Origin of the sequence: Nonomuraea gerenzanensis (assembly GCF_020215645.1) — a bacterium.
Lineage (GTDB): Bacteria > Actinomycetota > Actinomycetes > Streptosporangiales > Streptosporangiaceae > Nonomuraea > Nonomuraea gerenzanensis.
The window spans coordinates 4470953-4495682 of record NZ_CP084058.1; the positions used below are offsets into that span (position 1 = coordinate 4470953).

General features: G+C 73.0%; 26 protein-coding genes. 8 read left to right on the forward strand and 18 right to left on the reverse strand.

Translation table 11 applies throughout. The annotated features are described in order from the left end of the window. Nucleotides 1–39: 39 nt before the first annotated feature. The gene (locus LCN96_RS21145) at nt 40–645 is read right to left on the reverse strand and encodes an acyl-CoA-like ligand-binding transcription factor (RefSeq protein WP_225274590.1); all 606 of its coding nucleotides are present in this window, start codon (nt 643–645) and stop codon (nt 40–42) included. Nucleotides 646–766: 121 nt separating this feature from the next. Between LCN96_RS21145 and LCN96_RS21150 the strand changes: the two genes are divergently transcribed. Both LCN96_RS21150 and LCN96_RS21155 read left to right on the forward strand, forming a co-directional pair. Beyond that, nucleotides 767–1399, forward strand: coding sequence for a pyridoxamine 5'-phosphate oxidase family protein (locus LCN96_RS21150; protein ID WP_225274591.1), 633 nt, complete (start codon nt 767–769; stop codon nt 1397–1399). 49 nt (nt 1400–1448) lie between these two features. Beyond that, entirely contained in the window at nt 1449–2879 is a 1431-nt protein-coding gene (locus LCN96_RS21155) for an APC family permease (protein WP_225274592.1), read from the forward strand. 9 nt (nt 2880–2888) lie between these two features. On the opposite strand, the gene LCN96_RS21160 is transcribed toward LCN96_RS21155, so the two are convergent. Both LCN96_RS21160 and LCN96_RS21165 read right to left on the reverse strand, forming a co-directional pair. Next, complete coding sequence (locus LCN96_RS21160; protein ID WP_225274593.1) at nt 2889–3041, reverse strand: hypothetical protein; 153 nt, start codon at nt 3039–3041, stop codon at nt 2889–2891. Between the two features lie 56 nt (nt 3042–3097). Continuing rightward, a complete protein-coding gene (locus LCN96_RS21165; RefSeq protein ID WP_225274594.1) occupies nt 3098–4156 on the reverse strand; it encodes an LLM class flavin-dependent oxidoreductase in 1059 nt (352 codons plus the stop codon). A gap of 27 nt (nt 4157–4183) precedes the next feature. Between LCN96_RS21165 and LCN96_RS21170 the strand changes: the two genes are divergently transcribed. Continuing rightward, nucleotides 4184–4456, forward strand: coding sequence for a TipAS antibiotic-recognition domain-containing protein (locus LCN96_RS21170; RefSeq protein WP_225276022.1), 273 nt, complete (start codon nt 4184–4186; stop codon nt 4454–4456). A gap of 91 nt (nt 4457–4547) precedes the next feature. Here LCN96_RS21170 and LCN96_RS21175 read toward each other — a convergent pair whose 3' ends face one another. From LCN96_RS21175 to LCN96_RS21190, 4 genes are all read right to left on the reverse strand, one after another. Further along, nucleotides 4548–6776 (reverse strand): FtsX-like permease family protein, encoded by a 2229-nt coding sequence (locus tag LCN96_RS21175; protein ID WP_225274595.1) that lies wholly within the window; start codon nt 6774–6776, stop codon nt 4548–4550. After that, nucleotides 6773–7453 carry an ABC transporter ATP-binding protein gene (locus tag LCN96_RS21180; RefSeq protein WP_225274596.1) on the reverse strand — a complete coding sequence of 227 codons (681 nt, stop codon included), beginning with the start codon at nt 7451–7453 and terminating at the stop codon, nt 6773–6775. Before LCN96_RS21180 ends, LCN96_RS21175 begins: the two co-directional genes overlap by 4 nt. Further along, complete coding sequence (locus LCN96_RS21185; RefSeq protein WP_225274597.1) at nt 7450–7977, reverse strand: PadR family transcriptional regulator; 528 nt, start codon at nt 7975–7977, stop codon at nt 7450–7452. The genes LCN96_RS21180 and LCN96_RS21185 overlap by 4 nt, the downstream gene beginning before the upstream one ends. A 148-nt stretch (nt 7978–8125) precedes the next feature. Further along, nucleotides 8126–9115 (reverse strand): helix-turn-helix transcriptional regulator, encoded by a 990-nt coding sequence (locus LCN96_RS21190; RefSeq protein ID WP_225274598.1) that lies wholly within the window; start codon nt 9113–9115, stop codon nt 8126–8128. A 93-nt stretch (nt 9116–9208) separates the two neighbouring features. Here LCN96_RS21190 and LCN96_RS21195 point away from each other — a divergent pair, with 93 nt between their 5' ends. After that, complete coding sequence (locus tag LCN96_RS21195; RefSeq protein ID WP_225274599.1) at nt 9209–9607, forward strand: VOC family protein; 399 nt, start codon at nt 9209–9211, stop codon at nt 9605–9607. Between the two features lie 20 nt (nt 9608–9627). Here LCN96_RS21195 and LCN96_RS21200 read toward each other — a convergent pair whose 3' ends face one another. Next, on the reverse strand, nt 9628–9993 hold the full coding sequence (locus LCN96_RS21200; RefSeq protein WP_225274600.1) for an STAS domain-containing protein: 366 nt from the start codon (nt 9991–9993) through the stop codon (nt 9628–9630). A 121-nt stretch (nt 9994–10114) separates the two neighbouring features. Here LCN96_RS21200 and LCN96_RS21205 point away from each other — a divergent pair, with 121 nt between their 5' ends. Then, on the forward strand, nt 10115–10384 hold the full coding sequence (locus LCN96_RS21205) for a hypothetical protein (protein ID WP_225274601.1): 270 nt from the start codon (nt 10115–10117) through the stop codon (nt 10382–10384). Nucleotides 10385–10396: 12 nt separating this feature from the next. Here the strand turns inward: LCN96_RS21205 and LCN96_RS21210 are convergent, their stop codons facing one another. The 6 genes from LCN96_RS21210 to LCN96_RS21235 form a co-directional block, all read right to left on the reverse strand. Then, nucleotides 10397–10840 carry a CBS domain-containing protein gene (locus tag LCN96_RS21210; protein ID WP_225274602.1) on the reverse strand — a complete coding sequence of 148 codons (444 nt, stop codon included), beginning with the start codon at nt 10838–10840 and terminating at the stop codon, nt 10397–10399. 33 nt (nt 10841–10873) lie between these two features. Then, nucleotides 10874–11545, reverse strand: a complete 672-nt coding sequence (locus tag LCN96_RS21215) for a potassium channel family protein (RefSeq protein WP_397351923.1) — start codon at nt 11543–11545, stop codon at nt 10874–10876. Continuing rightward, on the reverse strand, nt 11529–12878 hold the full coding sequence (locus LCN96_RS21220) for a TrkH family potassium uptake protein (RefSeq protein WP_225274603.1): 1350 nt from the start codon (nt 12876–12878) through the stop codon (nt 11529–11531). The genes LCN96_RS21215 and LCN96_RS21220 overlap by 17 nt, the downstream gene beginning before the upstream one ends. A gap of 204 nt (nt 12879–13082) precedes the next feature. Further along, nucleotides 13083–13418 (reverse strand): DUF3140 domain-containing protein, encoded by a 336-nt coding sequence (locus LCN96_RS21225; protein ID WP_225274604.1) that lies wholly within the window; start codon nt 13416–13418, stop codon nt 13083–13085. Beyond that, a complete protein-coding gene (locus LCN96_RS21230) occupies nt 13415–13642 on the reverse strand; it encodes a hypervirulence associated TUDOR domain-containing protein (RefSeq protein ID WP_225274605.1) in 228 nt (75 codons plus the stop codon). Before LCN96_RS21230 ends, LCN96_RS21225 begins: the two co-directional genes overlap by 4 nt. A 51-nt stretch (nt 13643–13693) precedes the next feature. Continuing rightward, nucleotides 13694–14836 carry an epoxide hydrolase family protein gene (locus LCN96_RS21235; protein ID WP_225274606.1) on the reverse strand — a complete coding sequence of 381 codons (1143 nt, stop codon included), beginning with the start codon at nt 14834–14836 and terminating at the stop codon, nt 13694–13696. A gap of 63 nt (nt 14837–14899) precedes the next feature. On the opposite strand from LCN96_RS21235, the gene LCN96_RS21240 reads away from it, so the two are divergent. Both LCN96_RS21240 and LCN96_RS21245 read left to right on the forward strand, forming a co-directional pair. After that, nucleotides 14900–15877: a helix-turn-helix transcriptional regulator gene (locus tag LCN96_RS21240; protein WP_225274607.1), complete on the forward strand. Its 978-nt coding sequence runs from the start codon at nt 14900–14902 to the stop codon at nt 15875–15877. Beyond that, entirely contained in the window at nt 15867–16439 is a 573-nt protein-coding gene (locus tag LCN96_RS21245; protein WP_225274608.1) for an NADAR family protein, read from the forward strand. The genes LCN96_RS21240 and LCN96_RS21245 overlap by 11 nt, the downstream gene beginning before the upstream one ends. Here LCN96_RS21245 and LCN96_RS21250 read toward each other — a convergent pair. Beyond that, nucleotides 16418–16945 (reverse strand): RNA 2'-phosphotransferase, encoded by a 528-nt coding sequence (locus tag LCN96_RS21250; RefSeq protein ID WP_449867104.1) that lies wholly within the window; start codon nt 16943–16945, stop codon nt 16418–16420. The two genes, LCN96_RS21245 and LCN96_RS21250, sit on opposite strands and share 22 nt — an antisense overlap. A 130-nt stretch (nt 16946–17075) precedes the next feature. On the opposite strand from LCN96_RS21250, the gene LCN96_RS21255 reads away from it, so the two are divergent. Continuing rightward, the gene (locus tag LCN96_RS21255) at nt 17076–20012 is read left to right on the forward strand and encodes an FAD-binding and (Fe-S)-binding domain-containing protein (protein WP_225274610.1); all 2937 of its coding nucleotides are present in this window, start codon (nt 17076–17078) and stop codon (nt 20010–20012) included. Here the strand turns inward: LCN96_RS21255 and recD2 are convergent. The 3 genes from recD2 to LCN96_RS21270 form a co-directional block, all read right to left on the reverse strand. Further along, complete coding sequence (gene recD2, locus LCN96_RS21260) at nt 20009–22141, reverse strand: SF1B family DNA helicase RecD2 (protein ID WP_225274611.1); 2133 nt, start codon at nt 22139–22141, stop codon at nt 20009–20011. The two genes, LCN96_RS21255 and recD2, sit on opposite strands and share 4 nt — an antisense overlap. 67 nt (nt 22142–22208) lie before the next feature. Next, nucleotides 22209–23456, reverse strand: coding sequence for an erythromycin esterase family protein (locus LCN96_RS21265; RefSeq protein WP_225274612.1), 1248 nt, complete (start codon nt 23454–23456; stop codon nt 22209–22211). A 58-nt stretch (nt 23457–23514) separates the two neighbouring features. After that, nucleotides 23515–24648, reverse strand: coding sequence for an acetate/propionate family kinase (locus tag LCN96_RS21270; protein WP_225274613.1), 1134 nt, complete (start codon nt 24646–24648; stop codon nt 23515–23517). Nucleotides 24649–24730: the final 82 nt, after the last annotated feature.

The window sequence follows — 24730 nt, forward strand, 5'->3', positions numbered from 1 at the left end:
GTAGTACGGAAACGTTTACGGAAGGGAGCGCCGGACCTGTCAGGGGTTGGGCAGGCCGGCGGCGAGCTGGTCGAAGGCCTCGTCCACCAGAGCGGTCAGCGACGGGCGCCCGCCGGCGGCGCTCCAGCGCAGCATCGCGACCCGGAAGGCCGCCATGGCCGCCGCCGTGGCGAGCTCGGGATAGCCGCTCGTGCAGGGCTCGACGCCGGCCCGGCGGGCGACGGCGGCCGTCACGGCCCGCTCGGTCTCGCTGCCGCTGGCGACGAGCCGGGGGAGCAGTGACGGGTTCTGCTCGAACACCTTCAGCCGCAGCAGCCACCGCTCGGGCTGCTCCTGCAGGCGCTCGGCCTCGGCCCGCGCCATCAGGCGCAGCGCCTCCAGGACGGGCACCCGCTCGGGTACGGCGTTCAGCCTGTCGCACAGCTCGTCGGCCGCGGCCTGGCCCGAGCCGATGAGCGCGTCCTCCTTGGACGGGAAGTAGTTGAAGAACGTGCGGGAGGAGACGTCCACCGCCTCCGCGATGTCCTCCACCGTGACCGCAGCCAGGCCGCGCTCGGCGACCAGTGTCAGGGCAGCGTGCTCCAGCGCCGCGCGGGTCTCGAGCTTCTTTCGATCCCGGCGGCCGAGCTCCTCTGCACTGTCCACGATGGTCACAATGATGACTTTACGCGAAAAGTTTCACAATCTGCAATGTTGCAGGATCTGAAGTGCCGCAGATCACAGCGGATGCTCGACCAGGAAGGTTAGGCTTGCCTATGCTCGGGTGGTGCATCCTTCCGAGATCCGTACGGTGACCACCGAGGCCGAGCTCCGCGAGATCGTCAAAGAGCCCCAGCAGACCATCTGGGACAAGGACATAGCCCGCATCGACGAGCACGCGCGCACGATCATCGCGCACTCGCCGTTCGTCCTGCTCGCGACCTCCAACACCGACGGCACCTGCGACGTCTCACCGCGCGGCGACCCCGCCGGCTCGGTGCTGGTGCTCGACGACCAGCGGCTCGCGCTCGCCGACCGCCCCGGCAACCACCGGGTCGACAGCCTGCGCAACGTGCTGCTCAACCCGCACGTCGGGCTGCTGTTCATCGTGCCGGGGATGAACGAGACGCTGCGGGTGAACGGGCGGGCCACGATCGTGTCGGACGCGCCGTTCTTCGACGACCTCACCGTCAAGGGCAAGCGGCCCAGGCTGGGGCTCCTCGTCGAGGTCGAGGAGCTCTACATGCACTGCGCCAAGGCGTTCCTGCGCTCGTCGCTGTGGGACCCGGCGACCTGGCCGGACCGCAAGAGCCTGCCCACCCTCGGGCAGATCGCCAAGGACCACATCGGCATCAAGGGTGTCCCGGCGAAGGTGATCGACGCGGGCCTGGCCGTGGACGCCAAGATGAACCAATACTGACCCGGGAAAACACGGGCGGTGAAAGCCCGCGAAAGCATAGGCTGGCGGGATGACGGACCGGGATGATCACATGGCCGCCCCCTCCCCGAGCAGTCCTTCCAGTCCCGCGCAAGCGCCCGCCGGCGACCAGCCCAGCCTCAAGCGGGTGATGGGCCCCGGCCTGCTGCTGCTCTTCATCATCGGCGACATCCTCGGCACCGGGATCTACGCCCTGACGGGCCAGGTCGCCGGCGAGGTCGGCGGAGCGGCCTGGCTGCCGTTCGCCATCGCGTTCGTGGTCGCCGCGATCACCGCCTGCTCCTACCTGGAGCTGGTCACGAAGTACCCGGAGGCGGCGGGTGCCGCGCTCTACGTGCACAAGGCGTTCCGCCTGCACATCGTGTCGTTCCTCGTCTGCTTCACCGTCATGTGCTCCGGCATCACCTCCGCCTCGGCGGCCTCGCGCGCCTTCGCCGCCAACCTCGCCGCGGGCTTCGGGCTCGACGTGGGCAACGGCGTCATCCTGGCGATCGCGCTGGCCTTCATGCTGCTGATCCTGGCCGTCAACCTGCGCGGCGTGGGCGAGAGCGTCAAGATCAACGTGGTGCTCACCTCGATCGAGCTGTCGGGCCTGCTGCTCGTCATCCTGCTCAGCGCGTACTTCATCGCGGGCGGCAACGCCGACTTCTCCCGGGTCGTGGCGTTCGAGACGGCGACCGACAAGAGCGTGTTCCTGGCCGTGAGCACCGCGACGTCGCTGGCCTTCTTCGCCATGGTCGGCTTCGAGGACTCGGTCAACATGGCGGAGGAGACCCGCGATCCGTCGCGGATCTTCCCCCGCATCATGCTGACCGGCCTGGGCATCACGGGCGTGATCTACGTCCTGGTGTCCATCTGCGCCGTCGCCGTCGTCCCCGTCGGCGTTCTCGCCGAGAGCGAGACGCCGCTGGCGACCGTGGTGCAGACCGCCACCCCGGGCTTCCCGATCGCCGACCTGCTGCCGTTCATCTCGATGTTCGCCGTCGCGAACTCCGCGCTGATCAACATGCTGATGGCCAGCCGGCTCCTGTACGGCATGGCCAAGCAGAGCGTGCTGCCGTTCTTCCTGTCGAAGGTGAACCCCAAGCGGCGCACGCCGGAGGCGTCGATCCTGTTCACCACCGTCATCGCCATGGGGCTGATCACCTTCGTCTCGCTCGACCCGGAGAGCCCGGTCGTGGCGCTGCTCGGCGGGACGACCTCGCTGCTCCTGCTCGCCGTCTTCGCCGCCGTCAACGTGTCGGTGCTCGTCCTGCGCAGGGACCGGTCCGACGCCGCGCACTTCAACGCCGGGCGCGTGCTGCCCGTGCTGGGCACCGTCACCTGCCTGTACCTCGTGCTGCCCTGGTCCTCCGGCCGCCCGGCCGGTCAGTACCAGATCGCGGGTGTGCTGCTGGCGATCGGCCTGGTCCTGTGGGCGGTCACCTGGTTCGCCCGGCGCAGGGAGAGCGTGGGCAAGTGACGGCCTGCTTCATCTGACGGTGGCGTCGACGAGCAGGAACGACAGCACGCCGGTGCCCAGCAGCACCGCGTACAGCACGATCATGCCGAGGACGACGAGCACCCGGCGCCATCCGCGAGGCCCGCGCGAGGGCGTCGCGCCGCGCCCCGCACCCTCTGACATGCTTCGACGCTAACAAAACAGGTCCGGGACAGTGGCGCACGGCACTCCGGCGGGGCTCAGCCCCGCAGGAGCGGGAGCAGCTCCTCGCCCTGGCGCCTGATCTCCGCCAGGTACGGGGTGTCGGAGAGCACGAAGTGGGTGATGCCGAGGGCCTGGTAGGCGCGCAGCGACCGCGCCACGTCGGCTGCCGACCCGACGAGCCAGGTGGTGCCCGCGCCGCCGCCGCCGTACCTGCCGGGCGCGGTGTAGAGGTTGCCGTCGAGCACCTCGCCCCTGGCGGCCAGGTCGAGCAGCCGCCGCTGGCCGACGGCGGCGTGCCAGTTCACGTCCCGCGCGACGGTGCCCTGCGCCATCCTGGCGACCTTGGCCTCGGCGTCGCGCCAGGCCTGCTCGGTGGTGTCGCGTACCAGCGTGGTGACCCGCAGCCCGAACTCCAGCGGCGGCAGCTCCCGCCCGAGCCGCTCGCCGAGCCCTCTGAGCCGCTCGATGCGGGCCGCGACGCCGTCGAGCGGCTCGCCCCAGAAGAGCTGCACGTCGGCCTCGGTGGCGGCCACCCGCTCCGCGGCCTCCGAGGCGCCGCCGAAGTAGAGCCGCGGGTGCCTGCGCTCGCCGAGCACCACGGGCCGCGGCACCACGGTGCAGCCGGTGACGCCGAAGTGCTCGCCGTGGTGGGTGACGTCCTGCTCGGTCCAGAGCCTGCGGACCAGCCGCATGAACTCCTTGGTACGGGCGTAGCGCTGCGCCTGGTCGCCCTCGCTGTCCCCGTACGCCGCCAGGTCGTCCTTGCCCGACACGATGTTGACGAGCACCCGCCCGCCGGTGAGCTGGTCCAGGGTCGCGGCGGCGGAGGCGAAGTTGGCCGGCCGCCAGTAGCCGGGCCGCACCGCGATCAGCGGCTGGAACGTCGTCGTCCGCGCGGCCAGCGCGGTGGCCACCGTGAACGTGTCGGGCCGTCCCCAGCCGGTGCCGATGAGCGCGCCGGCCCAGCCGTGCCGCTCCAGCGCTTCGGCGTGGGAGCTGAGGGTCTCCAGGCTGTTGTGGCCTGCGAGGGTGTCGTCGCCGCGGTGCCCCGGCTGGGCCTGGTTCGGGATGTACCAGAGGAACTGGAGGCTCATCCCTAAAACCTAGTATTCAGGTAGGTAATATTCAATACAGGCGCCCGCCTTGACTCTGCCGCTGCGTCAACTCCTACCGGCGGTGCGGCGGCCGACGATCCCGCCGTGCTCGCCGTGCTCGACGGCCATTACCGGGAGCTGCGCCGGTTCTGGGCGCCGAGCGCGGCGGAGTACGTCCAGCTCGGGCGGATGCAGGTGGAGGAGGAGCAGTTCAGGGCGAACTACGAGCGGATCGCCGAGGGGCTGGCGGCCTACATGCGCGACGCCATGGCCGCCTACGCGCGGGTCCGTCTGAGCTGAGCGCGCTGCGTACGCGTGGGTCCGCGTGAGCTGAGCCCGCCTCGGACGTGCCGGGCCGCTGGCGGTGGTGGCGCGCCGCCCGTCCCTCCTCCTACGCGAACCGCGCGTGGTCGGGCGCGGTCAGATGCCGCAGCAGCGGCACCGTCGCGAGGATGACCAGCAGGGACGCGGCCAGCCCGCCACCGACGGTCACGAAGTAGACGGGCTCCGGCATGGCCAGGCGGGCGCCCTTCATGCCGAGCCGGTCGACGAACGGCCCCGCCACCGCGAAACCCGCGCCCGCGGCCACGGTGGCGGCCAGCAGGAGGGGCAGGGCCGACTCCAGCAGCACCACCGCGGCCAGGGTGCGGGGCGGTGTGCCCGCCAGCCTCAGCAGGGTGAACGGCTGCCTGCGCTCCACCAGCCCGCCGCCGACCGCCACCACCAGGCTGCAGCCCCCGGCGATCAGGGTCAGCGCGACCATGGCCAGCGCGATGTGCTCGGCCTGCGTGAAGATCGTCGCCCTCACCTGCGCGACCTCGGCGAAGGTCAGCGGTTCGTCGGCGCCGTAGCGGGCCAGCAGCGTGCGCAGCTCCTCCAGCGCGGCCGGGTCGTCCATGGCGACCAGGACTGCCGCCAGGCTGCGGCCGTCCATGGTGACGGCCTGGGCGGTGGGGGTGGCGAAGGGGAGCAGCTTGTCGACGGTGAGGGGGTTGTCGACCTCGACCAGGCGGTCGAAGTAGCCCGCCACGGCCTGCGCGCCCGCGGGGCAGCGGCCGAGCACGGGGAAGCGCTCGAGGGCCGCGCAGTCGGCGGCGACGCTGGGCGGCGGCGGCCCGTCACCGGGCGCTGGCGCTTCCATGCCGTCGGACAGGGCGTAGATCGGCAGCACGGCGACGCCGGGATGGGCGCGCAGCCGGGCGAGCAGCTCCGCTCCGGCCTGCGGCGTCAGCCCGCCGGCGCCGGGGTGCTGGGCGAGCGGCGCGCGCAGCACCCCGTTGAGCGCCCCACCGGCCACCGCCTGCTGCCCGGAGACGACGGCCGGGACGATCCCCGCGATCGCCGTGCCCATGAACACCGCCAGCACCAGCCCGCTGACCGAGCGGAAGGCCGTCCTGGGATCGGCCGCCATCCGCTGTGCGGCCAGCAGCGTCGCCGCGCCACCGGTCAGGCGGGCGGCGAGCCGGGCGGCCAGCATCGTCAGCCACGGGCCCGCCAGGACCAGCCCCGCCATGACCAGCGCCAGGGCCGCGCCGGCGAGCAGCGCGTCCGGCTCGCGCCCGTCCTGGAAAACCGGCCCGGCGAACAGCACCAGCCCCGCCACCAGCGGCACCACCCGCCACGCCCGGGGCGGCCGGCCGGCGGCCTTCCTGGCCGTGCCCAGCGGGGAGATCCGTACGCGGCGCAACGACCACAGCGTCGTGCAGGCCGCCAGGACCGGGACGCCGGCGAGCACGGCCACGTACTGCCAGGCGGCCGGGGTGACCAGGCCGGGGAAGAACCGCTCGCCGGTGACGCGGACCATGGCCACCGCCGGCCGTACGAGCTGGAACAGCGCGGTGCCGAGCAGCGCGCCCACCAGCGCGCCGAGCCCGGACTCCACCGCGGCGAGCACGTTCACCTGCCGGGACGTCGCGCCGGCCAGCCGGAACGCGGCGAAGCGCGCCTCGCGGCGGGCGGCGGCCAGCCGGGTGGCCGCGTTCACCAGCACGAGCAGCGGGACGAACAGGCCGACGGCGGCCACGGCGAAGCCGAACCGGTAGAGGTCGGTGTCGTCGTCGAGCAGGGCCGAGGCGGGGGCGGTCGCCACCGTGTCCACCCGCCGCGAGCCGGTCATGGCGGCGACCTCCTGCGGTGTCCGCCCCACCACGACGGCCAGCTCGTCAGGGCCCGACAGAGCAGCCTCGCCGATGATCCCGGCGCGGGTGCCGGGGAAGCGGTCGCCCAGCCGTTCACGCGGCACCGAGTCCAGCAGCCGGGCCAGCGCGGGGGAGACGTAGTACCGGCCGGGGCCCGGCATGCGCGCCAGCCCGGGCACGACCGGTGCGTGCGCGCCGAGCGCGGCGGCGTCCAGCCGCTTGATCGTCCGCCCGGCGTAGTAGTCCTCCCGGTAGCTCCACAGCGCTCCAGCGGCACTCGCGTCGCGGGGCGCGTCGCCGGGCGTGGTTCCGGTGGTGCACTCCCAGCAGGGCCGTGCGGCGGTGGTCTGGAAGGCGTTGAAGAGGGAGAGCGTCCCCAGCAGCACCATGACGCCGGCCGCCACCCCCGCCACGATCAGCGCCAGCCTGGCCACCGCCTCCCTCCCGCCGCGCAGCGACAGCCGCAGCCCCAAGCCGATCATCGTACGACCTCGCGCGCGAACGGATCGGTCACTAGGCCGTCGCGGACGATGACCTCCCGGTCGGCGAAGGCCGCCACCCGGGCGTCGTGGGTCACCACGATCACCGTCGTGCCCTCCTCACGAGCCAGCCCGACCAGCAGCTCCATGACGTGCTCCCCGGTGAGCGAGTCGAGCGCCCCGGTCGGCTCGTCCGCGAACAACACCCGCGGCCCCGTCACCAGCGCCCGCGCGATCGCCACCCGCTGCGCCTGACCGCCCGACAGCTCATCCGTACGCCGCCCGCCCAGCTCCGCCAGCCCCAGCCGCTCCAGCCACGCGCCCGCCCGCCCGTAGGCCTCCTTGCGCCGGATACGCCCGAGCAGCATCGGCAGGGCGACGTTGTCGGCCACGGTCAGCTCCGGCACCAGCTGCCCGAACTGGAAGACGAACCCGAAGGCGGTGCGCCGCAGCTCGGTGCGCCGGGCGTCGCTCATCGTGTCCAGCCGCCGCCCGCGGAACCACACCTCGCCGCTGTCGGGCTTGAAGATCCCGGCCAGGCAGTGCAGCAGCGTCGACTTGCCCGACCCGCTGGGCCCCATGACCGCGACGATCTCCCCGGCCCCCACCGCGAGGTCGGCCTCGCGCAGCGCGGGGGTGCGCCCGTAGGAGCGGCTGAGCCCGCGCGCCTCGATGATCACGCCTCACGCACCAGTTCCGCCAGCGCGCCCAGCCGCGCCTGCGTGACGTCGATCCAGCGCAGGTCCGCCTCCAGGTGGAACATCCCGTGGTCGGCCAGCAGCGCGTCGGTCAGCGACCCGGTCCGCTTGATCTGCGTGAACTCCCGCATCCGCCGCAGGTGCGTGGCCCGCTGCAGGTCGAGGTAGCCCGCCGCGTCCCGCCCCAGCATCAGCGCCAGCACGACCTTGGTGAACAACACCGTCTGCAGGTACGGCTCCGCCGCCACCGGCTCCGACAGCCACGTCTCCACCTCCTGCGTGCCGAGCGGGGTGATGGCGTACCGCTTGCGGTCGGGGCCGTCGCCCGGCTCGCTCTGCCCGGCCGTGACCTTGCCGTCCCTGGCGAGGCGGGAGAGCGTGGAGTAGACCTGGCCGAACGGCAGCGGCTTGCCCCGGCCGAAGAGGGAGTCGTAGTCGCGCTTCAGGTCGTAGCCGTGACTCGGCTCCCGCTCCAGCAGGCCGAGCAGCGCAAGAGGGACACTCATGAGCGGTGACTATACACCGGGGGTATATACGCGGTGGACCGGCTGCGGACGGCGCTCGCCGTGCCGCGTGCGAACACTCCTGCACCGCATCACGCATCGAGCGCCCTGACGCCCGACACGCCGCGACCGTGACCTCGGTCCCTCGCTGTCAGGCTCGGCGGGCCTGGCACGCCAGGCGATCGGCGAGCGCGACGACGAGGTCGCGCAGCTCATCAGGACGCTCGATGACGAACGGGCAGCCCAGTGAGGCGAGCACCGGAGGCAACCAGTCGAGCCGCTCCGCCCGCAGCTCGACGCGCAGCCAGCGCTCGGCCGCCCGGTCCTCGCCTGCCGTGGGCGCGTGCTCCTCCAGGCTCGCGACGCTGGCGGGAAGGCGGGCACGGATCTGCTCGACCGTCCCGTGGATCCGCAGGGTCACCTCGTGCCGGTACTCGGCCGTGGCGAACCCTGACAAGACGCGCTGCGCCGGATCGAAACCCTCGGGTGCCTCGAACGAGCCGGGCAGGGTCCTCGCGTCCGCGATGCGATCGAGCCGGAAGGTTCGGTCCTCGCCGATGCCGGGGTCCCTGCCCGTGACGTACCACCGGCCCGCATGGGCGACGATCCCGTACGCGTGCAGCGCGCGTTCGCTGCGCCGTCCGTCGCGGTCGGTGTAGCGGATCGAGACCGGCCGGCGGTGGCGCACCGCATCGGCGACGGCGAGCAGGACCCCGGCGTCCGGGGTGGCAGGCTCACCGGGCTGATCCGTGAAGGCGAGAGCTTCCAGAAGCGCGTCCAGCCGGCGGGCGAGGTGCTTGGGGAGCACCCGCCGGATCTTCGCCGACGCCGTCTCGCTCGCCGTGCGCTGCGCCGTCGTCAATCCCGCTCGGCGGCCGGCGACCAGGCCGAGGAGCACGGCCAGCGCCTCGTCGTCGCTGAGCATGAGCGGAGGCAGGCGGTACCCGGGGGCGAGCCGGTACCCGCCGTAGCGGCCGCGCACCGACTCCACGGGCACGTCCAGGTCGATCAGCTGGTCCACATACCGCCGCACGGTGCGCCCTTCGACGCCGAGCCGGTCGGCGAGCTCGGCCACCGTCCGGGTGCCGCCCGACTGCAGCAGCTCCAGGAGGGTCAGCACGCGGCCGGTGGGTCGAGGCATGTTCGCAGCCTAACGCGGATACAGGACCGATTCTGTCCAGTATTTCTCCTAGCCTGCGGCGTGCACCCCTCCATCACAGCCAAGGAGATCCCCATGGACTTCGTCTCGATCCGCATCATCACCGGCGACGTGGCGCGCCTCGTCGAGTTCTACGAGCGCGCCACAGGAGGGCGGGCGGTGTGGGCCACCGAGGACTTCGCCGAGCTGAAGACCGCCGGCGCCACCCTCGCGATCGCCGGCACCGGCACCGTCCCGCTGTTCGCCCCGGGCTCCGCCCGCCCGGCGGACAACCACAGCGTGATCACCGAGTTCCTCGTCGACGACGTGGACCGCGTTCACCAGAACCTGACCGGCTTCGTCACCGGCTTCGTCACCGGGCCCACCACGATGCCTTGGGGTAACCGGTCGCTGCTGTTCCGCGACCCCGACGGCAACCTCGTCAACTTCTTCACCCCCGTCACCCCGGCGGCCATCGAGAAGTCCGCACGCTGACGCCGCGCACAGCCGCGCAGCTAGATGGAGCGTTCCGGCGAGCCGAGCGCCGCGGACACCGCCTCCTCGACCCGGTCGTGGATCGGGATGTGCGCCACCACGCCGGTGATCTCGAACAGCCGGGCGGGCAGGGGCTGCACGCCCGCCAGATGCACCACGCCGCCGGCCTTGAGGCAGTCGGTGGCGCACTTCAGCAGGACGTGCAGGCCCGAGCTGTCCATGAACGGCACCCCGGACAGGTCGAACACCAGCGGCTTCTCAGGGGCGCCCCTGGCCTCCTGGAGGTAGGCCTCGAGGTCGGCCCGGTTGGTGGCGTCCATCTCGCCGGTCACCGCGATCACGGTCACCCCCGGCAGGTGCTGGTGCGCCAGCGTCAATGGCGGCATCTGCGGAGTCACCGCTTCCGCCGGCGGAACTTGACCATCAATGAAGAATAGTCGGCCGGAGTCGTCGGCGATATCCCGGTTTTTGCTGGTGTGATGGCGGATCTGGCGACAAGAGGGACCGGTGTGGGCGCTGGTTCCGGCCGGCCGGCGGGAAAGCCGTGGCAGGCCCGCTGCCAGATGCACGAGGCCCGTCCCGGCCGGCTCGGCGGAGCGGGCCAGGCTCACCCCGGCCCCCCTGCCCGGCGCCGCTGGGTCGCACCTGCGGGCCGCGCACCTGCCCCGCCTGGCCGCCTCGGGCCCGCTGGGCGAGGTGCCGGCCCGCCAGTGCCGCGCCTACGCCGTGGACAGCGGGATGACGGCTGGAGCGGGGACGTCGAGCGGGCTGCGGTGAGCGGACCGGCGCTCAGAGCCGCAGGGCGTGGTCCAGCAGCGACTGCAGGGTGACGGCCCCGATCAGCTCGTCGCGGTCCATCACCGCGACCAGCGGGCTGCGCGTGCGCGCCATCAGCGCCGCCAGCTCCAGCACCGTCGCCTTGGAGTCGGTCACCGGCAGCTCGCGCGGCTGCTCCGGCAGGCACTCGCGCACGCTCTTGCCGACCAGCCGGTGCAGGAACCGGTCGGCGTGCGCCTCGTCCACGACCCGGGCCAGCGCCGGGTCGTCCTGGCAGTACGCCGGCACCGCCAGCCGCAGCACCTGCGTGCCGGGCAGGATGCTCAGCGGCCGCCCGCTCTCGTCCACCAGGATGAGCCCGGGCAGGTCGCGGTCGGCCAGCAGCCTGGCCGCCTCCAGCGCCGGGGTGTCGAGGGTGACCGTCGGAAAGTCGACGGCCAGATCACGTGCGCGCATCGATGGCCTCCGGTCCCCAGCCTAACCGCCGGTTCACGGAAGCTCGGCGAAACGCTCGACCTGTTCGGTCCGGCCGGAGACCAGGACGATGTCGCCGTAGGTCAGCTCCGTCTCCGCCGTCGCGTACGTGAACTCCTCGCCGGGCGGCTTGACCGCGACGATCGTCACCCCGTACTTGCGGCGCAGGTTCGACCTGCCGAGGGGCACGCCCACGTACTCCTTCGGCGGGCTGGTCTTGGCGATGGCGAAGCCCTCGTCCACCTGCATGTAGTCGAGCATGCGGCCGGAGACCAGGTGGGCCACGCGCTCGCCCATGTCGTGCTCGGGGAAGACGACGTGGTGGGCGCCGATGCGGCTGAGGATGCGGCCGTGCTGGGTGCTGACGGCCTTGGCCCAGATGTCGTTGATCTCCAGCTCGACCAGCAGCGACGTGGTCAGGATGCTGGCCTCGATGTCGCTGCCGACGGCCACCACGGCCTGGTAGAAGTCGGGCACGCCGAGCTGGCGCAGGGCCACCATGTCGGTGGAGTCGGCGGTGGCGATCTGGGTGATCCGGCCCGCGAGGCTCTGCGTGATCTTTGGGCGGTGGTCGATGGCCAGCACCTCGGTGCCGCGCCTGGTGAGCTCCAGCGCCAGCGAGGTGCCGAACCGGCCCAGGCCGATGACGACCACCGGGTCGCCCTTGTACTCAACCAACGATGACACGCTCCTCGGGTAGCTCGTAGTGCCGGGCACGCCTGTTGAGCGCCAGGGCGGAGCCCAGGGTCAGGGGACCGATCCGGCCGATGAACATGAGCATGACCAGCAGCAGGTGCCCGGCCACGCCGACGTTCGCGGTGATGCCGGTGGACAGGCCCGCCGTGCCGAACGCGGCGACCACCTCGAACAGCACCTGGTCGAGACTGTACGGCGTCAGGGCGAGCAGCGTGTACGTGGCCAGCCCCACGATCGCCACCCCCAGCGCGGTGATCGTGACCGCCTGCCGCTGCGCGGTGTCCGGGAGGCTGCGGTTGCCGACGTTCACCCGGCTCTCGCCGCGCAGCTCGGCCCACACGACGAAGGCCAGCAGCCCCACCGTGGTCACCTTGATGCCGCCGGCGGTGCTCGCGCTGCCGCCGCCGATGAACATCAGCAGGTCGGTGGTCAGCCAGCTCGACGGGTACATCTGGGAGATGTCGAGGGTGTTGAACCCGGCCGAGCGCGGCATGACGGCGGCGAAGAAGGCGGCCAGCACCTTGCCGCCCTCGTCGAGCGGCCCGAGGGTCCGGGGGTTGCGCCACTCGATCGTCAGGAAGGCCAGGGTGCCGAGCACCAGCAGGACCGCGGTCACCCACACCGTGATCTTCGTCAGGACGGTCCACCTGCCGGGGTGCCGCCAGGAGCGGGCCAGCTCGAACACCACGGGGAAGCCGAGCCCGCTGACGATGCTGGCGACGGCCACGGTCAGGCAGATCCACCCGTCGGAGACGAACCGCATGAGGCTGTCGGGCCACAGCGCGAACCCGGCGTCGTTGAAGGCGCTGATCGCGTGGAAGACGCCCAGGTAGAGGGCGCGGCCGAACGGCTCGTCGTACCCGGTCAGAAAGCGGGTGGTGAGCACGACGGCGGCGACGGCCTCGCACGCCAGGCTGAACAGGACCACCTTGCGCAGCACGTGGCGCACGTCGCTCATGCTCAGCGTCTTGGTCTCGGCCTGCACCGCGATCCTGGCCCGCAGGCCTAACCGGCCGGAGACGAGCAGCGTGAACACGGTGGCCATCGTCATGATCCCCAGGCCGCCCACCTGGACCAGCCCGGCGATCACCAGCTCGCCGAACACCGACCAGTGCGATTCGGTGTCGACGATGGCCATGCCCGTCACGCAGACGGCGGACGTCGCGGTGAACAGCGCTGTCACCCAGCCCGCGGACACGCCTTCGGTGGTGGAGATCGGCAGCGCGAGCAGGGTCGTGCCGGCCACGACGGTCAGGCCGAAGGCGGCCACCACGACCTGGGCGGGGTGCCGGAACCGCGACGTGAGCGGCGTCAGCACCCCCATCACCGCACCCCGGCCCCGCGGCGGTGGCGACAGCCACCACATCGGCCACGCATTCGCGAACGCCTCCCCCGAACATCCGACCGGCAGTCTCTTGCCGACCAGACTTCCCGGCGCACCGCGCACTACCGTAACAGGCACTGCGCGCGCCGGAGCACCTACGTCTTCTTGACGCGGAAACTACGGGAAAAGGGCACGTGGTCGCGCCTATTTGAGCGGGTCGTGACCCCAGTTCATCAGCGAGTACCGCCACCGGGTGTCCGTCACGTCCCCCGAGGGCCGCTGGGCGAGGTGGCGGTGGACGTAGCCGACGACCTTGTGCATGTGCGCGTAGTCGCCGTCCGACCAGTCGGACCGTTTGCTCCGCAGCAGCTCGACGATCTTCCTGCCGGACTCGTGGCCCACCGACTCGCCGCCGCCGTCCTTCTGGCCGACCGCTTTGGACTCGTCGGTGGTGAGCCAGTGTTCGAGCTCCTTCGCCGTCATGTTCACGGCCTGGCCGAACTCCTCCGCGATCGCCTCACGGTCGGAGTCGGAGCTCATTTCCCGCCCTTGCGCAGCGCCGACGGCTTGTGCACGGCCTTGCCGCCGCTCTTCTTGCTGCGCACCACGTACTGCGGGTCCTCCGGGGAGGCGGCGACCGTGCGTCCCGCCTCCTTCTGCCGCTTGGTGATCTTCTTCTCGACCTTGCCCTCGGCAGTGGAGCCGTGGCTCTTCCAGGAGACCTCGTCCCCCGGGGACAGCTCCTGCTTCCTCTTCTTGGTCATGGGAGCCGCGCTACCCGCCGCACCGCACTCCAGCGGTACCGTGCCGGTTCTTTACCGCAGCGAGCCGAAGAACTCGCGCAGGTCCGTGACCAGCACGTCCGGCGTCTCCAGCGCCGCGAAGTGGCCACCGCGATCGAACTCGGACCAGCGCACCACGTGGTGCACGCGCTCGGCCAGCGGCCGCACGGAGAAGTCCGTCGGGAAGACCGCCACCGCCGTCGGCACGGTCCCGCGCTCCACCGGCCGCCACATGGCGGGGTCGTTGAACCGCTCGAAGTACGTGTGCGCCGACGAGCCGGCCGTCCCCGTGAACCAGTAGACGCTCACGTCGGCCAGGATCCGGTCCCGGTCCACGGCGTCCTCGGGCAGCTCGGCGGCCGGGTCCGTCCAGTCCTTGAAGCGCTCCACGATCCACGCGAGCTGCGCGGCGGGGGAGTCGTGCAGCGCGGCGGCGATGGTCTGCGGGCGGGTGCCGTGCAGCCGCATGTAGGCGCCCAGCTTGTCCTGCCACTCCTCCATCCCGGCCAGCCGGGCGCGCTCGGCCTCGGTGAGCGAGCCCATCACCTCCGGGTGCGGGAACGTGAGCAGCGCGTTGACGTGCACGCCGATCACGCGGTCCGGCGCGGCCCGGCCGATCAGCGGGGCGATGAAGGCGGAGACGTCGCCGCCCTGGACGCCGTACCGCTCGTAGCCGAGCCTGGCCATCAGCTCCGCCATCGCGGCGGCCGTGCGGCCGTCGGTCCAGCCGGTGCCGGGCAGCGGCCCGGAGAAGCCGTAGCCGGGCAGTGACGGGATGACCAGGTGGAAGGCGGGGCCGCCGTCCGGGCCGGGGGCGGTGAGCGGGCCGATCAGGTCGAGGAACTCGATCACCCCGCCGGGCCAGCCGTGCAGGAGCAGCAGCGGGACGGCGCCGGGCGCGTCGGAGCGGACGTGCAGGAAGTGCACGGCCGCGCCGTCGATCGTGGTGATGAACTGCGGGTACGCGTTCAGCGCCGCCTCCTGGGCCCGCCAGTCGAAGCCGTCGGCCCAGTGCTCGGCCAGCGGCCGCAGGTAGCTCGTGGGCACCCCGCGCTCCCAGCCGGTGCCGGGCAGGTCGGGGGCCCACCGCGTACGCCGCAGCCGGTCGCGCAGGTCGTCGAGCTGCTCCTGCGGGATGTCGATGCGGTACGGCCGGATCTGCGTGCTGTTCGTCATGTCTGCGACAGTAGAAGTGATTGGTGACAGGTTCTGGCACCGATCGCGGGCCAGAATGGCACCATGTTGGAAACCTCGGCCCGGCTGCTCCGCCTGCTGTCGCTGCTCCAGTCACGGATGGACTGGACGGGCGCCGAGCTGGCCGAGCGGCTGCAGGTGGGCCTGCGCACGGTCCGGCGCGACATCGACCGGCTGCGCGAGCTGGGCTATCCCGTGGACGCCACCCCCGGCGTGGCCGGCGGCTACCGGCTCGGCGTGGGGGCCGCGCTGCCACCGCTGCTGCTGGACGACGAGGAGGCGGTGGCCGTGGCGATCAGCCTGCGCACCGCGGCCACCGGCAGCGTCGCCGGGCTGGGGGAGGACGCGCTGCGGGCGCTGGCCAAGCTGCAGCAGCTGCTGCCCTCGCGGCTGCGGTACCGGGTCGGCGCGTTCCAGGCCGCCACGGTGGCGCTCGCGGGCGCCGCCGCGCCCGCCGTGCACGCCGACCTGCTGACCGCCGTCGCCGCCGCCTGCCGCGACCACCGCCGGCTGCGGCTGCGCTACCAGGGGCGCGACGGGATGTCGGAGCGGGAGGTGGAGCCGCACCGGCTGGTGCACACGCCGCGCCGGTGGTACCTGCTGGCGTGGGACGTGGGCAAGGACGACTGGCGCACGTTCCGGGTGGACCGCGTGGTGGGGCCGCTCGGCCTGCCGGGCGCGCGCTTCACGCCCCGGCCGCTGCCGGAGCTGGACGCCGCGGCGTACGTGTCACACTCGATCACCTCCGCCCCCTACCGCTACCAGGCCCGCGTCCTGTTCCACGCGCCGCTGGAGTCGGTGGCGCCGCGGACCTCGCCGGGGGCGGGGCGGCTGGAGGCGGTGGACGAGCGGACCTGCCTGTTCCTGGCGGGCTCGAACTCGCTGGACGAGCTGGCGGTGCACGTCGCGGTCAAGGGCTTCGACTTCGAGGTGCTCGGCCCGCCGGAGCTGGCGGCGCACCTGCGGGAAATCGCCGCGCGCCTGGAGAGGGCGGCCGGGCATACTGAACGCCATGCCCGATGACCTCCCGCTGACGGTCGAGGAGCTGGTCGCCGCCGAACGGCGCGGCCGGCGCCTCAAATATCTGTACTTCTGGGGACACCAGCCTGCCGCTGACGGAGGCCCCGGCAAGGGCTGCCTGAGCCAGTGGTGGCCGGTCGCCTTCACCGACGACGGGCACACGTTCGCCTCGGCCGAGCACTACATGATGGCGCACAAGGCGTGGCTGTTCGGCGACGAGGAGGCCGCCGCCAGGATCCTCGCCGTCCGGCACCCCAGGCAGGCCAAGGAGCTGGGCCGGGCCGTGCGGGGTTTCGACCAGGCGACGTGGGAGCGGCACCGCTTCGACCTCGTCGTCCGCGGCAACGTGGCCAAGTTCGGCCAGCACGCCGAGCTGGCGGCGTACCTGCTCGGCACCGGCTCGCGGGTCCTGGTCGAGGCCAGTCCCGTGGACCGGGTGTGGGGCATCGGCCTGGCCGCCGACGACGACCGCGCCGCCTCGCCGCAGCGCTGGCAGGGCCTCAACCTGCTCGGCTTCGCCCTGATGGCCGCCAGGACGGCCCTTCAGGAGGGGAAGCGCAGGTAGCCCGGCGGCACGCTGTCGACCAGCCACACCCCGTTCGCGCTGCGCAGGAACGCGTGCCCGTCGGCGTGCATCACCCCCGCCGCCACCACCAGCACGACGGGCACGCCGCGCCGCGCCCCCACCCGCGTGGCCGTCTCCCGGTCGGGCGACAGGTGCACGTGGTGCCGGTTCATCGGCCGCAGCCCCTCCCGCCTGATCGCCGCCAGGGACCGCCCGACCGTGCCGTGGTAGAGCACCTCGGGCGGCTGTACGGCGGGCAGCCCCAGCTCCACCGGCACCGAGTGCCCCTGGCTGGCCCTGATCCGGCCGGCCTCGATCGCATACCGGCGCTTGTCGTTGGCGGCGACCACCTCCCGCAGCTCGTCGGGCGTGATCGGGAAGCCGTGCGCGGCGGCGGCCCGCAGCAGCTCCTCGACCTCCACCCAGCCGCCCGCGTCGAGCGTGAGGCCGATGCGCTGCGGGTCGTGCCGGAGGTGCCTGGCCAGGTACTTGGAAACGCGAATCATGCGACGTTCGTCCATCACTGGTCATGGTGCCGCTTGTGCCGTCGCGCCGCGACTCCGCCATAGCGGGCATTCAGGACACCCTTGGCCTTGCGTTGGGGCTCCGGTGAGGCGGCTCGGGTAAGGGCCCGGCATGGACACCCAGGTCGGCACGCCCGTCACCCACACGCCCCCGCCCCGCGAGATCGACGTCGAGACGTTGCGCCGGCGGCTGGAGGAGGCCGTGGACGGGGAGGTGCGCTTCGACACGGGCAGCCGCGCCGCCTACTCCACCGACGCCTCCAACTACCGGCAGGTCCCGATCGGCGTGGTGGTGCCGCGCCACCTCGACGCCGGGGTGGCGGCGGTGTCGGTGTGCCGCGCCAGGGACGTGCCGGTGCTCTCGCGCGGCGGCGGCACCAGCCTGGCGGGGCAGTGCTGCAACGCGGCCGTGGTGATCGACTGGTCCAAGCACTGCGGCGGGGTGGAGCTGGTGGACGTGCCGGCCCGCCGGATCGTCGTGCAGGCCGGCGCGGTGCTCGACCACGTCAACCACGTGCTGGAGCCCGAGGGGCTGATGGTCGGGCCCAAGCCGTCCAGCCACCGGGCCTGCACCATCGGCGGCATGATCGGCAACGACTCGTGCGGGGCCTCCGCGCAGGCGTACGGGAAGATGGCCGACTCCGTGCTGCGGCTGGAGATCCTCACCTACGACGGCGTACGCGCGTGGGTCGGGCCGACGGGCGCCGACGAGTACGCCCGCATCCAGGCCGACGGCGGGCGCCTGGCCCAGATCTACCGGCAGCTGCGCGACCTGCGCGACGACACCATGGAGCTGGTCCGCACCCGCTTCCCGCGCCTGGAACGGCGCGTGTCCGGCTACAACCTCGACCAGCTCCTGCCCGAGAACGGCTTCAACCTGGCCCGCGCCCTGGTCGGCAGCGAGGGCACGCTGGTGACCGTGCTGCGCGCCGAGCTGGCCGTGGTGCCGCGCCCGGCCGCCAGGGCGCTGGCCGTGCTCGGCTTCCAGGACATCTTCACCGCCGCCGACGCCGTCCCGTCCGTGGCCGCGCACCGGCCGCTGGCGCTGGAGGCCATGGACGAGACCATGTACCGGCTGGCCCGCGCCGAGCGCCCGCACGACCCCGCGCTGCGCGACCTGCCGCCGGGGGCCGGGTGGCTGCTGGTGCAGTTCGGCGGCGACACCGCCGACGAGGCCCGCCAGCGGGCCGAGGACATGATGCGCGACCTGTGCCGCGGCGACGGCAGGCCGCCGCCGTCGCACGCCTTCCTGGGCGACCCCGCCAGGGAGGACGAGCTGTGGCGGCTGCGCGAGTCCGGGCTGGGCGTGGAGGCGTACCCGCCGACCGGGAGGCAGACCTACGAGGGCTGGTCGGACGCGGCCGTCCCGCCCGAGCGGCTCGGCGCCTACCTGCGCGACTACGACCGCCTGCGGCACCGCCACGGTTACGCCCACTCCGCCCTGTACGGCCATTTCGGCCAGGGCTGCGTGCACGGCCGGCTCCCGCTCGACCTGCACACCGACGACGGGATCGCCAGGTACCGCCGCTTCGCCGAGGAGGGCGCCGACCTGGTCGCCTCCTACGGCGGGTCCCTGTCGGGCGAGCACGGCGACGGGCAGGCGCTGGCCGAGCTGCTGCCGCGGATGTTCGGCGCGGCCGTGGTGGAGGTGTTCGGCCGGGTCAAGGCGATCTTCGACCCCCGCGACCGGATGAACCCCGGCAAGGTCGTCTACCCGCACCGCCTCGACCAGGACCTCGCCCAGCGGCACTTCTACCCCCTGGAGCCCAAGGAGACGTTCTTCGGTTACCCCGACGACCACGGGCGGTTCGGGCACGCCGCCACCCGCTGCGTCGGCACCGGCAAGTGCCGCAAGCACCCGTTCGAGGGCGGCGTCATGTGCCCCAGCTACCGGGTCACCCGCGAGGAGGAGCACTCCACGCGCGGGCGGGCCCGGCTGCTGGAGGAGATGGTCCGCGGCGAGCTGATCACCGACGGCTGGCGGTCCGAGGCCGTCCGCGACGCGCTCGACCTCTGCCTGGCCTGCAAGGGCTGCCGCGCCGAGTGCCCGGTGAACGTGGACATGGCGACGTACAAGGCCGAGTTCCTCGCCCACCACTACCGGCACCGGCTGCGCCCGGTCGCGCACTACTCGATGGGATGGCTGCCGCTGTGGGCGGCGCTCGCCTCCGGAGCCCCGCACGTGGTCAACGCCGTCACCCGGACACCGGGACTGTCACGGCTGGTCAAACTCCTCGCCGGGGTCTCGGGGCGGCGGGCGCTGCCGCGGTTCGCGGGGGAGCGGTTCACCGACTGGTTCAAGGGGCGCGGCGTGGTCGGGCCCGGCACGCGGGGGCGGGTCGTGCTGTGGGCGGACACCTTCTCCAACAACTTCGACCCGCGCGTCGGGCGGGCCGCGGTGGAGGTGCTGGAGGCCGCCGGGTTCGAGGTGCACGTGCCGCCGGTGACGCTGTGCTGCGGGCTGACCTGGATCAGCACCGGGCAGCTCGGCATCGCCCGCCGGGTGCTGGCGCGCAGCGTGCGGGCGCTGCTGCCGTGGGCCGAGGCCGGGGTGCCGGTGGTGGGGCTGGAGCCGAGCTGCACCGCCGTGTTCCGCTCCGACGGGCCCGAGCTGCTCAACACGGCGCAGACGCGGCTGGTGTCCGAGCGCACGCTGACGCTGTCGGAGCTGCTGGAGCATCGGGCGCCCGACTGGCGGCCGTCCTCGGCGGGCGGGTCGGTGCTGGCGCAGGTGCACTGCCACCAGAGCGCCGTCATGGGGTACGACGCCGACCGGGCGGTGCTGGCCCGGTTCGGGTTCCGGACGCGGGTGCTCGACTCCGGGTGTTGCGGGCAGGCCGGGAACTTCGGGTTCGAGCGGGAGCACTACGACGTGTCGGTGGCCTGCGCCGAGCAGGGGCTGTGGCCGGCGGTGCGGTCGGCGGGCCCGATGGAGGCCATCCTCGCCGACGGGTTCTCCTGCCGCACCCAGATCGCCGCCGCGCGCACCGGGCGCGAGGGCCGTCACCTGGCCGAGATCCTCGCCGCCGCCCTCACCAGGCCGCACTAGTCGTCGAGGCTCAGGGACAGCCGGCGGGCCAGGCCCGTGTGCCTGCGGTGCCCCAGCCGGTGCACCGCCAGCTCCAGCGCCTCCCGCTGCCCCACCAGCACCACCCACGCCTTGGCCCGGGTGACCAGCGTGTAGAGCAGCTTGCGCCGCAGCATGACGCCCCCGGACTCGGCCACGATCGGCGCCACCACGAACGGGTACTCGCTGCCCTGCGAGCGGTGCACGCTGATCGCGTACGCGTGCGTCAGGTCGTCGAGCTCGTCGAAGCCGTAGCGGACGCTCTCGCCGTCGTCGGTGCGGATCTCGATCGTCCGCTCCTCCCGCACCACGGCCGTCACCGTGCCCGTCTCCCCGTTGAAGACGCCCTTGTCGTAGTTGTTGCGGATCGGCATCACCCGGTCGCCCACCCGGAACACCGTGGCCCCCGACCAGTGCTCCGGCTTGTCGTCGGCGGCCGGGTTGAGCTGGTCCTGGATCAGCCGGCCGAGCGCCGTGGCGCCCGTCTCGCCCTTGCGCATCGGGCACAGCACCTGCACCTGGTCGGGCTCGACGTCCTGCTTGCGGGGGATCGCCACCATCGCCAGGTGGGCCACCCGCCGCGCCACCTGCTCGGGATCGTCGAGCTCCTCGAACCAGAACCCGCCACCGCCCGGCACGGCGGGCAGCCGGCCCGCGCGGATGCGGTGCGCGGCGTCGATGATGCCGCTGCCGCCCGCCTGCCGGAAGACGTGGGTGAGCTGGACGCGCGGGATCGACGTCACCCGCAGCAGGTCGGCCAGCACGTCGCCGGGCCCGATGCTGGGCAGCTGGTCGCCGTCGCCGATGAGCAGCAGGTGGCTGCCGGGCCGCACCGCCGAGCTGAGCCGGGTCGCCAGGTGCAGGTCGAGCATGGACGCCTCGTCCACCACGATCAGGTCGGCCTGCGACGGCCGCTCGTCGAACAGCGTCTCGGGGTCGGGGTCGGGCTGCTGGGCGAGCATGCGGTGCACGGTCATCGCGGGCAGCCCGGTCAGCTCCGACAGCCGCTTGGCGGCCTTGCCGGTCGGGGCGGTGAGCGTCACCGAGCCGCCCGCGGCCCGCACGGTGGTCGCGATGGCCCTGACCGTGTGGCTCTTGCCGCACCCGGGGCCGCCGGTGATGATCGAGACGGTGCTGGTCAGCGCCATGGTGACGGCGGCGCGCTGGTCCTCGTGCAGGTCGGGGTCCTCGCGGTAGGCGCGCAGCGGCAGCGTGGAGCGGGCCCGCAGCAGCGCCGCGAGCTGGGTGGCGAGCGCCACCTCGCGGCTGTGCACGTGCTTGGCGAACGCGACCACCTGCCCCGGCTGGTCCGGCGAGGCCTCCACGACGAGCCGCCGGTCGGCCGCCAGCGCGTCGATCATCGGCCGGATCGTCTCCTGATCCAGCTCGATCATCTCCGCCGCCTCCCTGACCAGCGTGGACACCGGCAGGAAGCAGTGGCCGTCGCGGCTGCCCGCCGCCTCCAGCCGGTCGAGCAGCGCCGCCTTGATCCGCTGCGGGCTGCGCTCGGGCACCCCCGACTGCAGGGCGATCCGGTCGGCGATGCGGAACGCGATGCCCCTGACCCGCCCGATCAGCCGGTAGGGGTCGGTGGCGAGCACCTCGTCGGCGTCCTTGCCGAACACCTGGTAGATCTTGGCGGCCAGCAGCGGGCTGACCCCGAGCCCCTGCAGCGTCACCATGAGTGCGGCGATGGCCTTCTGCTCCTGCCACGCCTGCACGATCTGGCCCTGCCGCTGCGGGCCGATGTTGACGACCTCGGTGAGCCGCTCGGGCTCGCCGTCGATGACCTTGAGCGTGGCCTCGCCGAAGTGGTCGACGATCGCGTACGCCAGCCGCGGGCCGATCCCCCTGATCAGGCCCGAGCCCAGGTAGATGCGGATGGCCCGGACCGACGACGGCGTCACCCGCTCGCAGCCGGTGACCGCGTAGCGGCGGCCGTAGCGCGGGTGGCGGCTCCAGTCGCCGAGCAGCCGCAGCGTCTCGCCCGGCTGGACGCCCGCCAGGGCCCGGCCGGTGGCCACGAAGTCGGGCACGCCGTCCGCGCTCATGCGCGCGACGGTGTACTCGTCGTCACGGACGTAGACGAGCTGCTCGACGGAGGCCTCCACACGGGAGATCAAACCATCCGCGACCGACAAACCCCGCACACGCCCGTCTTCCCATCAGCCGGCCGTCTCACATGGCCGTCGGGTACGTCTCCGGCTCCGCGTCGCCCTGCGGCTCGCCGTGCAGCGGGCGCACGGCCCTGGTCTCGTCCAGCCACAGGAAGGCGTCGTAGCGGCGGCCCACGACCGTGGGCACGTAGTTGCTCCAGCGCTCCCGCTCCGGGTGGTACACCACGCCGATCGCCCGGTGCCCCATCGGCTCGTCGTACCAGCCGGCCCGCAGACCGGGCGGCGGCACCAGGAACAGCGCGTCCCGGCCGGGCAGCGCCTCGTGCAGGAACGCCTCCAGCGACGCCGGGCGCGCGGGCGGCACCGGCATGACCTGGTGCTGCGCGCCCCACCGGTCACCGGCCACCACCGTGCCGCGGTGCGTGCCGAACCCCACCAGCACCACGTCCTCGCGGTGCCGCTCGCGGGCGAGCTGCCCCAGGTTCGTCATCCCGGCGGCGGTCATGTCGGTGGCGCGGGCGTCGCCGACGTGGGTGTTGTGCGCCCACACGACGCCCTTGGCCTGGTGGTGCTCGGCCAGGCGGTCCAGGGTGTCGGCCATGTGCGCGTCCCTGATGTTCCAGGAGTCGGGGCCGCCGCGCACCATGGCCCGGTAGTAGCGCTCCGCGCCGGCCACGACCTCGGCGTTCTGCCGCACCCCGAACTCGTCGTCGCCGAGCGTGGCCAGCAGATGCACCACCTCGTCCTCGCAGGTGTCGGGGACCATCCGGGTGGCCAGGCCGTACTGCTGCGGGTCGTGGCCGTAGGACTCGAAGCAGTACAGGGCCCGCATCACGCTCTCCATCCGCTCCGGCAGGTGGGCGGCGGCGTAGCGGCGGATGGCGCGCAGGGAGTCCCACAGGCTGTAGACGTCCAGACCGTGGAAGCCGCAGCGCGCGCCGGGCGGGCGGGCGGCGTTCCAGTCGCGCAGCCAGCGGCAGAAGGCGAGCACCTCCTCGTTGGCCCACATGAACGAGGGCCAGCGCGCGAAGGCGTACACCGCGTCGAACGGGTCGGCGCCGGTGGTGACGGCGTGGTCGATCCGCGCGCAGTCGGGCCAGTCGCCCTCGACGGCGACGAAGCCGAAGCCCTTCTCGGCGATGAGCCGGCGGGTCAGCTCGGCCCGCCAGGCGTAGAAGTCGTGGGTGCCGTGGGTGGCCTCGCCGATCAGCACGAACCTGGCCTCGCCGACGCGCTCCAGCAGCGGGCCGAGGTCGTCCGGGCCGGTGAGCGGCAACGCCGGACGGCGCACCTCCTCGACGTTCGTCATCGGCCCTCCCCGTCGAGCGCAGACAGGCCGAGGGCGAGCGCCGACAGGATGAGGTGGGTCATGCCTCCTCCTCGGCCAGCATCGCCAGGCACTCGCGAGCGAGCTGCAGCTCCTCGCGCACCTGCACCACCAGCACGGGAACGGCGGCGCCGGCCGGGCTGACCGGCCCGTCGTCGGGACGGTTGCCCGCGCCCGGCGGCTCGATCCCGAGCAGGCCGAGCCGGCGGCAGACCGCCTCGCGTACCTCGGGCTGGTCCCAGCCGATCTCCCCGGTGAACACCAGCGCGTCCACCCGCCGCAGCGAGGTGGCCGCGGCGGCGATCTCCCGGCTCACGCGGTGCGCGAACACGCGCAGCGCCAGCCCGGCCGCCTCGTCGCCGTCCCGCTCGGCCGCCACCAGCTCCCGGGTGTCCCCGGAACGCCCGCCCGACAGCCCCAGCAGCCCCGAATGGCGCTCCAGCCCCTCACCCAGCTCCTCCAGCGCCAGGTGCCCCTGCCGGAGCAGCCACACCAGCATCCCCGGGTCCACGCTGCCCGAGCGTTTGCTCATGGGCAGCCCGTCCAGCGGGGTGAAGCCCATCGAGGTGTCCAGGCTGCGCCCGCCCGACACCGCGGCCACGGAACAGCCGCCGCCCAGGTGCGCCAGCACCAGGTCCAGCTCGTGCAGCGGCCGGCCGAGCAGCTCGCAGGCCCGGTCCGCGGCCCACGCGTACGACAGGCCGTGGAAGCCGTAGCGGCGCAGACCGTAGCGCTCGCGCCAGCCGGCCGGCAGCGCGTACACGGCGGCCTCGTCCGGCAGGCCCGCGTGGAAGGCGGTGTCGGGGCAGAGCACGTGCGGCACGGCGGGCAACTGCTCGCGGGCCGCCTCCAGCAGCGCCAGCGCGGGAGGCAGGTGCAGCGGCGCCAGGCCGGTGACGGCGCGCAGCGCCTCGGCCGTCTCCTCGTCCGCCACCGTGGGCACGCGCACGACGTCGCCGCCGTGCACCAGCCGGTGCGCGACCGCCCTGATGTCGCGGTCGAAGTGGCCGCCGAGGAACGCCGACAGCTCCTGCCTGGCCGAGCCGGGGTCGACGGCGCGCTCGGCGTGCGCGCTGTCCAGCACGCTGCCCCCCTGTACGAGGTCCAGCCGCAGGCTCGACGACCCCGCGTTGACGGTGAGTATCGCCGCCGACTCCTCCACCCGCTCGTCCATGCGGCCCGGCTACCCCTCGGGATTCCGGCAAAACGGACGGGCGGCCTTTACCGCGCTCAGGGGTTGTCTCTCCGAGAGCTCG

What these genes read in the sequence shown, in the direction of transcription:
- LCN96_RS21155 (WP_225274592.1), top strand. Translation starts at nt 1,449, where the DNA reads ATGACGGACCGGGATGATCACATGGCCGCCCCCTCCCCGAGCAGTCCT.
- LCN96_RS21160 (WP_225274593.1), bottom strand. Translation starts at nt 3,041, where the DNA reads ATGTCAGAGGGTGCGGGGCGCGGCGCGACGCCCTCGCGCGGGCCTCGC.
- LCN96_RS21165 (WP_225274594.1), bottom strand. Translation starts at nt 4,156, where the DNA reads ATGAGCCTCCAGTTCCTCTGGTACATCCCGAACCAGGCCCAGCCGGGG.
- LCN96_RS21175 (WP_225274595.1), bottom strand. Translation starts at nt 6,776, where the DNA reads ATGATCGGCTTGGGGCTGCGGCTGTCGCTGCGCGGCGGGAGGGAGGCG.
- LCN96_RS21185 (WP_225274597.1), bottom strand. Translation starts at nt 7,977, where the DNA reads ATGAGTGTCCCTCTTGCGCTGCTCGGCCTGCTGGAGCGGGAGCCGAGT.
- LCN96_RS21190 (WP_225274598.1), bottom strand. Translation starts at nt 9,115, where the DNA reads ATGCCTCGACCCACCGGCCGCGTGCTGACCCTCCTGGAGCTGCTGCAG.
- LCN96_RS21195 (WP_225274599.1), top strand. Translation starts at nt 9,209, where the DNA reads ATGGACTTCGTCTCGATCCGCATCATCACCGGCGACGTGGCGCGCCTC.
- LCN96_RS21200 (WP_225274600.1), bottom strand. Translation starts at nt 9,993, where the DNA reads ATGCCGCCATTGACGCTGGCGCACCAGCACCTGCCGGGGGTGACCGTG.
- LCN96_RS21210 (WP_225274602.1), bottom strand. Translation starts at nt 10,840, where the DNA reads ATGCGCGCACGTGATCTGGCCGTCGACTTTCCGACGGTCACCCTCGAC.
- LCN96_RS21220 (WP_225274603.1), bottom strand. Translation starts at nt 12,878, where the DNA reads ATGGGGGTGCTGACGCCGCTCACGTCGCGGTTCCGGCACCCCGCCCAG.
- LCN96_RS21225 (WP_225274604.1), bottom strand. Translation starts at nt 13,418, where the DNA reads ATGAGCTCCGACTCCGACCGTGAGGCGATCGCGGAGGAGTTCGGCCAG.
- LCN96_RS21230 (WP_225274605.1), bottom strand. Translation starts at nt 13,642, where the DNA reads ATGACCAAGAAGAGGAAGCAGGAGCTGTCCCCGGGGGACGAGGTCTCC.
- LCN96_RS21235 (WP_225274606.1), bottom strand. Translation starts at nt 14,836, where the DNA reads ATGACGAACAGCACGCAGATCCGGCCGTACCGCATCGACATCCCGCAG.
- LCN96_RS21240 (WP_225274607.1), top strand. Translation starts at nt 14,900, where the DNA reads ATGTTGGAAACCTCGGCCCGGCTGCTCCGCCTGCTGTCGCTGCTCCAG.
- LCN96_RS21245 (WP_225274608.1), top strand. Translation starts at nt 15,867, where the DNA reads ATGCCCGATGACCTCCCGCTGACGGTCGAGGAGCTGGTCGCCGCCGAA.
- LCN96_RS21250 (WP_449867104.1), bottom strand. Translation starts at nt 16,945, where the DNA reads ATGATTCGCGTTTCCAAGTACCTGGCCAGGCACCTCCGGCACGACCCG.
- LCN96_RS21255 (WP_225274610.1), top strand. Translation starts at nt 17,076, where the DNA reads ATGGACACCCAGGTCGGCACGCCCGTCACCCACACGCCCCCGCCCCGC.
- LCN96_RS21265 (WP_225274612.1), bottom strand. Translation starts at nt 23,456, where the DNA reads ATGACGAACGTCGAGGAGGTGCGCCGTCCGGCGTTGCCGCTCACCGGC.
- LCN96_RS21270 (WP_225274613.1), bottom strand. Translation starts at nt 24,648, where the DNA reads ATGGACGAGCGGGTGGAGGAGTCGGCGGCGATACTCACCGTCAACGCG.